Below are 6508 nucleotides of genomic sequence, written 5' to 3'. Positions count from 1 at the left end.
CTTCGACACAGACCCTTTAGCTGTCCTGTCGATCAGCGCGGGCAGTGTGCTCCCCCTCGCGGCCGCGCTGATCGACAGGACTTTGACGTCAGAAGGCGTACGGGCCGAAGCGGCCCCAGGCCACGACGGCGGCGAGCACCAGCAGGACCAGGTTCGCGATGACCATCGGTGTCTCGCCGCGCCGGCCGTGCACGACGATCGCGCCGATCATGAGCAAGACGATCCCGACCGCGGCCAGGGGTACGAGCACCGGCGCGACGTCGAACAGCGCCGGCAGCACCAGGCCGAGGCCGGCGAGCGCGTCGAGGGCGCCGATCAGCTTGACGTTGCCGGCGCTGAAGCCCTCGACCCAACCCAGCCCGGTCTCGATCAGTTTCTCCTTCGGCTGCACGATCTTCATCACGCCGGCGGCGACGAACGCAACGGCGAGCAGCACGGCGATGACCCACAAGAGGGCGTTCATCAGTCTCCCTGTTTTGACTTCACGCGTTAACCGGCGATCAGTTAACGGTGCAAGTGATTTCGTGTCAAGGGCGCGGTTATCCTGGCTGGCGTGGAAGAGGCACCCTGGCTGGACGACGACGAGACCAAGACCTGGCTCGCGCTGGTCAGCATGCTCATCCGCCTGCCCGCGGCGCTCGACGCCCAACTGCAGCGCGACGCCGGCCTGAGCCACTTCGAATATCAGGTGCTCGCGGGCCTGTCCATGTCACCGGGGCGAACGCTGCGAATGAGCACGCTCGCCCGGTTCGCCGACAGCTCGCTGCCGCGGCTCTCCCAGGTGGTCGCGCGGTTCGAGAAGCGCGGCTGGGTGCGCCGAGGTCCGGACCCGGACGACGGCCGCTACACGCTCGCGACCATGACCGACGAGGGCTTCGCCAAGGTGGCCGCGGCCGCGCCCGGCCACGTGTCGGAGGTGCGCCGGCTGGTCTTCGACTCGCTCACGAAGGCGCAGCAACGACAGCTCCAGTCGATCGGCGACCGGGTCATCCACACGATCGACCCCGACGGCGCGTGCCCGGCCACGATCGCCGACGCCGCCCTCGGCGTGGGCGATTCATAGGGCTTCCTGACCAAATTGGTGCTTAGGCTGGCCGCGTGTCGCACCATCTCGACTCTGAGCTGTCGCGTCGGGACAGCCGGCTCGACCTGACCGACCAGTACGTCTTCCGTGGCACGACCGGGACCGTGCTGGTGATGAACGTCAACAGCTCGATCCTCGGCGACGACTACCAGCCGGGCTTCCACCCGGAGGCGCGCTACGAGTTCAAGGTCCACTTCGACGGTGCGGCGGTCGAGGACCTCACCTACCGGGTCACGTTCGGGTCGGGGGGACTGATGCTGGTGGCATTGACGGGCGAGGACGCGCGCGACGACGCCGCGGTCGGCAGCCTCGTGGCCGAGGGCCGCACGGATGCGGCTCTCGCCGGACACCACGGGCTGCGGATGTGGGCCGGCAAGGTCCGCGAGCCGTTCTACAACGACCTGACGCTGCTCGCGGCCCTGGCCGCGGCCGTGCGCGACGGGATCCGGCCGGACCTCGGCGACTGGCGGCCGGAGAACGCGGAGAACGCCTTCACCGACGTGACCGTCCACTCGATCGTGCTGGAGATCCCCGACGACGAGCGGTTCCGCGCGGGGCGCGCGATCGGCGTGTGGACGGTCACGAAGCTGCCGCACGACGGCGGCTGGCAGCAGGTGAACCGGCAGGCCACGCCGATGCTCTGGCCGCTGATCCGGACGGCCCACCACGACTGGGCGGTCGCCGCGAACCGCTCGCATCCGCAGAACGACCTGCGCGACGACGGGGAACGGCTCGCGGGCATCATCGCCGCGGTGGTGGGCGCGGTCCAGACCGCGGAGGATCCGGCGGCGTACGCGAACGCGCTGGTGCGGAGGCTGTTGCCCGACGTGCTGCCGTACCGGATCGGCACCGCGGCGAACTTCGGTTTCGCCGGCATCAACGGGCGCGCCCTGGCCGACAACGCGGTCGAGGTGATGTTCTGCCGCGTGTTCAACGCGGCCGTCCCGCTGGGCCTGCGCCCGGACCAGAACACCCGCCGGGACGACTTCCCCTACGTGGTCGCCGCCGAATAGGTGCGCACGTCGTCGAGCTCCACGATGTGCCGGCCGAGCGGCCAGAACGCCACGGGGACCAGCTTGAAGTTGGCGATCCCGAACGGAATCCCGATGATCGTGACGCACTGCGCGACACCGGCGACGATGTGCGCGAGCGCCAGCCACCACCCGGCCACGACGACCCACACGATGTTCGCGACGCCGGTGACGACACCGGCCTCGGGCCGGCTGACGACGGTGCGCCCGAACGGCCACAGTGCATAGCCGGCCAACCGCAACGAGGCGACTCCGAACGGGATGGTGACGATCAGCGCGAAACAGATGAGCGCGGCGAGACCGTAGGCGATTCCGAGCAGAAACCCACTGCCGAAGACGAACCAGAGAACGTTCAGAACCAGACGCATGTCTCCAGCATGACCGCCGCCCGCCACCGTGTCCGGCCGCGGGATCCGCGCTGGTCGATCTGGTCCGGGCGACTAGCCAACGCGCGGAACGATGGTTAGCCTAACCTAACCGTCGGGCCGCTGGAGTCTGCCGGTTCGTAGAACGGAAGACTTCATGCGCGTGTGGCGTCCGATTCTCGCGGTGGCGGTGCTCGGTGCCGCCCTTGCGGGCTGTGGCAGCAACACCGATGGCGGCGACGCCGCACCCGCCGCCGCGGCGGGGCCCTGGTCGTTCACCGGCGGTTCTGGCCAGGTCGTCAAGGCCGACAAGACTCCCACTCGGATCATCGCGCACGCCGGTGAGGCGGCCGCGCTCATGTCGTTCGGGATCACGCCCGTCGGCATCTACGCCGACGAGTCGGTCAAGACCGACCCCAACCTGAAGAACCTCGACCTTTCCGGCATCACCATTCTCGGCGAGGAGTGGGGCAAGATCGATGTCGAGAAGGCCGCCTCGCTGGCGCCGGATCTGATCGTCGGTGACTGGTGGCCCGCCGAGAAGGCGCACAGCGGCATGGAGGAGGGCGTCGACGAGAAGAGCAAGAAGCTCGCCGAGCTCGCCCCCGTGACCGGCGTCTCGCAAGGCAAGTCCATCGTGGAGCTGGCCGAGGGCTACGAGGACCTCGCCGAGAGCCTGGGCGCCAAGGTCGACAGCCCGGAGATCGCCGCCAACAAGCAGCGGTTCGAGGAGTCCGTCGCGAAGTTCAAGGAGGCCGTCGCCGCCAACAAGGGGCTGTCCGTCGCGGCGATGTCGCCCGCCGACGACAAGGTCTACGTCGCCAACCCGGAGTACGCACCCGAGCTGCTCGACCTGCAGAGCTGGGGCCTGGACGTGCTCAACCCCGAGAGCCCCGACCCCGGCTTCCCGTACTGGGAGAACCTCAGCTGGGAGAACGCCGACAAGTACCAGCCCGACCTGATCCTCTGGGACGGCCGCTCCTACACCGCGACCGCCAACGACGAGTGGGGCAAGAAGCAGCCGACCTGGTTCAAGCTCAAGGCCGCCAAGGCCGGTGCGACCGTCGCGTGGCCGGCGTTCTGGCTCCACACGTACGGCGACTTCGCCACCGAGCTCGACAAGCTGACCACCGCCGTCAAGGCCGCGGATCCGAATGTCGGTGGCTAGCCCACCGGCGACCACCCGCACCGCGCGGCGAGCCTCGGCCCTCGGGCCGGGGCTGGTCGCGCTCTGCGGTGTGCTCGCCCTCGTCGCGTTCCTGAGCGTGACACAAGGTTCGCGGGACATCGGCCTGTCCGAGGTGCTGCACGCCCTGCGCACCTTCGACGACGACGGTTCGATCGGCAGCACCATCACGCTGGAGCTGCGGGTGCCGCGCACGCTGCTGGGCATCCTGGTCGGTGCGGCACTCGGGGTCGCCGGCGCGATCCTCCAGGGCGTCACCCGCAACCCGCTCGCCGACGCCGGCATCATGGGCATCAACTCCGGCGCGGCCGCGTTCGTGGTCTTCGCGATCACCGTGCTCGGCCTGCGCGGCGTCGGCGTCTACGTCTGGTTCGCCTTCGCGGGCGCGATCGGCGCGCTGGTCCTCGTGTACGCGATCGCCTCGCTCGGCCGGGAAGGCGCCACGCCGGTCAAGCTGGCCCTGGCCGGCGCGGCGGTCACCGCCGGCCTCGCCTCGGTCACCACGGGCATCATCATGACCAATGTGGACGCCCTCAACGAGCTGCGGTTCTGGCAGGTCGGCTCGCTGGCCGGCCGGTACGCGCCGATCCTCACCGGCGTCGCGCCCTTCCTGCTGGCCGGCCTGGTCGCCGCGCTCGGGTTCGGGCGCGCGCTCAACGGGCTCGCGCTCGGCGAAGACGTCGCGAAGGGTTTGGGGCAACACGTCGGGCGTACGCGGATGGCGGCTTTCGCGGTCGTCGCGGTGCTGGCCGGCGCCGCCACCGCCGCCTGCGGCCCGATCGTCTTCGTGGGCCTGGTCGTGCCGCACGTGGCCCGGTTCGTCTGCGGGCCGGACTACCGCTGGATCCTGCCCTACTCGATGCTGCTCGCCCCGATCGTGCTGCTGCTCGCCGACGTGCTCGGCCGGGTCGTGGCCGCACCGGACGAGCTCCAGGTCGGCGTGGTCCTCGGCGTCGTCTGCGCGCCCGCGTTCGTCGCGATCGTGCGCTACGCCCGGCTGTCGGAGGTCTGAGTGACCATCACAGCGTCCACAGTAGATGCCATGCTGCGGGCCAACCGCCGCCGGCGCAACGCCCGTTCCGGCGTGGTGCTGGCGAGCCTCGCGGTGCTCGTGTTCGCCCTCTTCGTCGTCACCATGATGATCGGCAGCTTCCGGATCGGCGCGCTCGACGTCGTCGCCTCGGTGCTGCACCTGGCCGACAACCCGAGCGTGGACTTCGTGGTCCGCGAGCTGCGCCTGCCGACCGCGGCGGCCGGCCTCGGCGTGGGCCTCGCGCTCGGCGCGTCCGGCACGGTCTTCCAGCAGATCCTGCGCAACCCGCTGGCGTCGCCAGACTTCGTCGGCATCACCTCCGGCGCCGGTCTCGCGGCGGTGTTCGGCATCGTGCTGCTCCAGGCCGGCGGGCTCGTCGTCAGCGGGCTCGCGCTCGGCGGCGCGCTCCTGGCCGCGACCCTGATGTACGTGCTGGCCTGGCGCGACGGCGTCACCGGCTACCGGTTCATCCTGATCGGCATCGGCATCGCGGCGTTCTTCGACGGGCTGATCGGCTTCGTGCTCACCCGGGCGCAGCTGTTCGAGGCCCGGCAGGCGATGCACTGGCTGACCGGCTCGGTCGGGCAGGCCGGCGACACCGAACTGAGGCTGCTCTTCGGCGGCCTGCTGATCCTGCTGCCGTTGGCGATGCTGCTCCAGCGGCCGTTGCGGGCCCTGGAACTGGGTGACGACACGGCCAGGACGCTGGGCACCCGCGCGGAGCTGAGCCGGGCCGCGCTGCTCGGCACCGCGCTGGTGCTGGTCGCCCTCGCGGTCAGCGTCGCCGGCCCGATCGTGTTCGTGGCCCTCGTCGCGGGCCCGATCGCCAACCGGCTGCTCGGCGCGGCCACCGGCGGCATCGTCGCGGCGGCGCTGGTCGGTGCCGCGCTGCTGCTGGCCGCCGACCTCGTGGCGGTGCACGTGCTGCCCACCCCGTTGCCCACCGGCGTCGTCACCGGCGCGGTCGGCGCACCCTATCTGCTGTGGCTGCTGGCCACGACCAATCGGCAAGGAGCGGGCGGATGAGCCGACTGCGGGCGGACGACCTGACCCTCGGGTACGAGGACCGGGCCGTCGTGAGCAACCTCGACGTGACCGTGCCCGACGGGCGGGTGACCGCGATCGTCGGCGCCAACGCCTGCGGGAAGTCCACATTGCTGCGTGGGCTGGCGCGGCTGCTGGAGCCGAAGGGCGGTGCCGTCTACCTCGACGGGCGGTCGCTCGCGGACCTGCGTACGCTCGACGTGGCAAAGGTTCTGGGCCTGTTGCCGCAGTCCCCGGTCGCGCCCGACGGCATCACGGTCGCCGACCTGGTGTCCCGCGGCCGCTACCCGCACCAGGGCTGGTTCCGGCGGTGGACCGACCGCGACCACGACGCGGTGACCAGGGCGCTGGCCGCCACCGGCACCGCTGACCTGATCGACCGGCCGATCCGGTCGCTGTCCGGCGGCCAGCGCCAGCGGGTCTGGGTGGCGATGGCGCTGGCGCAGGACACCGACCTGCTGCTGCTCGACGAGCCGACCACGTTCCTGGACATCAACCACCAGGTCGAGCTGCTGCGGCTGCTGCGCACGCTCAACGAGGAGGCCGGCAAGACCATCGTGGTCGTGCTGCACGACCTCAACCTGGCGTGCCGCTTCTGCGACCACCTGATCGCGATGTCCGGCGGCCAGATCGTGGCCGAAGGCCCACCGTCCGAAGTGGTCACCGCCGCCCTGGTGGAAAAGGTCTTCGGCCTGAGCTGCCTGATCGTCCCGGACCCGGTCGCCGGCACACCGATGATCGTGCCCGCTTAGGGCGTGTCCTGTC

8 protein-coding genes are annotated in these 6508 nt (G+C 70.6%); 6 read left to right on the top strand and 2 right to left on the bottom strand.

Going from position 1 to position 6508, the window contains the following annotated elements:
• Nucleotides 1–88: 88 nt before the first annotated feature.
• On the bottom strand, nucleotides 89–463 hold the full coding sequence (locus Air01nite_RS40255; RefSeq protein ID WP_203708724.1) for a DoxX family protein: 375 nt from the start codon (nucleotides 461–463) through the stop codon (nucleotides 89–91).
• A 90-nt stretch (nucleotides 464–553) separates the two neighbouring features.
• On the opposite strand from Air01nite_RS40255, the gene Air01nite_RS40250 reads away from it, so the two are divergent.
• On the top strand, nucleotides 554–1063 hold the full coding sequence (locus Air01nite_RS40250; RefSeq protein ID WP_239091293.1) for a MarR family winged helix-turn-helix transcriptional regulator: 510 nt from the start codon (nucleotides 554–556) through the stop codon (nucleotides 1061–1063).
• Between the two features lie 35 nt (nucleotides 1064–1098).
• Nucleotides 1099–2097, top strand: a complete 999-nt coding sequence (locus Air01nite_RS40245) for a DUF4331 family protein (protein ID WP_203708722.1) — start codon at nucleotides 1099–1101, stop codon at nucleotides 2095–2097.
• Here the strand turns inward: Air01nite_RS40245 and Air01nite_RS40240 are convergent.
• Entirely contained in the window at nucleotides 2076–2483 is a 408-nt protein-coding gene (locus Air01nite_RS40240; RefSeq protein ID WP_203708720.1) for a YccF domain-containing protein, read from the bottom strand. The genes Air01nite_RS40245 and Air01nite_RS40240 overlap by 22 nt on opposite strands.
• Before the next feature lie 154 nt (nucleotides 2484–2637).
• On the opposite strand from Air01nite_RS40240, the gene Air01nite_RS40235 reads away from it, so the two are divergent.
• Genes Air01nite_RS40235 through Air01nite_RS40220 form a run of 4 tightly spaced genes read left to right on the top strand, consistent with a single transcriptional unit; the run spans nucleotide 2638 to nucleotide 6495 of the window.
• Nucleotides 2638–3648 (top strand): ABC transporter substrate-binding protein, encoded by a 1011-nt coding sequence (locus Air01nite_RS40235; RefSeq protein WP_203708718.1) that lies wholly within the window; start codon nucleotides 2638–2640, stop codon nucleotides 3646–3648.
• Nucleotides 3635–4678: a FecCD family ABC transporter permease gene (locus tag Air01nite_RS40230; RefSeq protein ID WP_203708715.1), complete on the top strand. Its 1044-nt coding sequence runs from the start codon at nucleotides 3635–3637 to the stop codon at nucleotides 4676–4678. The genes Air01nite_RS40235 and Air01nite_RS40230 overlap by 14 nt, the downstream gene beginning before the upstream one ends.
• Nucleotides 4679–5725 carry a FecCD family ABC transporter permease gene (locus tag Air01nite_RS40225; RefSeq protein WP_239091291.1) on the top strand — a complete coding sequence of 349 codons (1047 nt, stop codon included), beginning with the start codon at nucleotides 4679–4681 and terminating at the stop codon, nucleotides 5723–5725.
• Nucleotides 5722–6495, top strand: coding sequence for an ABC transporter ATP-binding protein (locus Air01nite_RS40220; RefSeq protein WP_203708713.1), 774 nt, complete (start codon nucleotides 5722–5724; stop codon nucleotides 6493–6495). The genes Air01nite_RS40225 and Air01nite_RS40220 overlap by 4 nt, the downstream gene beginning before the upstream one ends.
• Nucleotides 6496–6508 lie beyond the last annotated feature (13 nt).

Source organism: Asanoa iriomotensis (genome assembly GCF_016862515.1).
GTDB lineage: Bacteria > Actinomycetota > Actinomycetes > Mycobacteriales > Micromonosporaceae > Asanoa > Asanoa iriomotensis.
The sequence above is the reverse complement of the archived record's forward strand: the minus strand, read 5'-3'. Positions and strand labels throughout refer to the sequence as shown.

Excerpts from the sequence above, each read along its gene's own strand:
- Air01nite_RS40255 (WP_203708724.1), bottom strand. The coding sequence starts at position 463 with ATGAACGCCCTCTTGTGGGTCATCGCCGTGCTGCTCGCCGTTGCGTTC.
- Air01nite_RS40240 (WP_203708720.1), bottom strand. The coding sequence starts at position 2,483 with ATGCGTCTGGTTCTGAACGTTCTCTGGTTCGTCTTCGGCAGTGGGTTT.
- Air01nite_RS40235 (WP_203708718.1), top strand. The coding sequence starts at position 2,638 with ATGCGCGTGTGGCGTCCGATTCTCGCGGTGGCGGTGCTCGGTGCCGCC.
- Air01nite_RS40230 (WP_203708715.1), top strand. The coding sequence starts at position 3,635 with ATGTCGGTGGCTAGCCCACCGGCGACCACCCGCACCGCGCGGCGAGCC.
- Air01nite_RS40220 (WP_203708713.1), top strand. The coding sequence starts at position 5,722 with ATGAGCCGACTGCGGGCGGACGACCTGACCCTCGGGTACGAGGACCGG.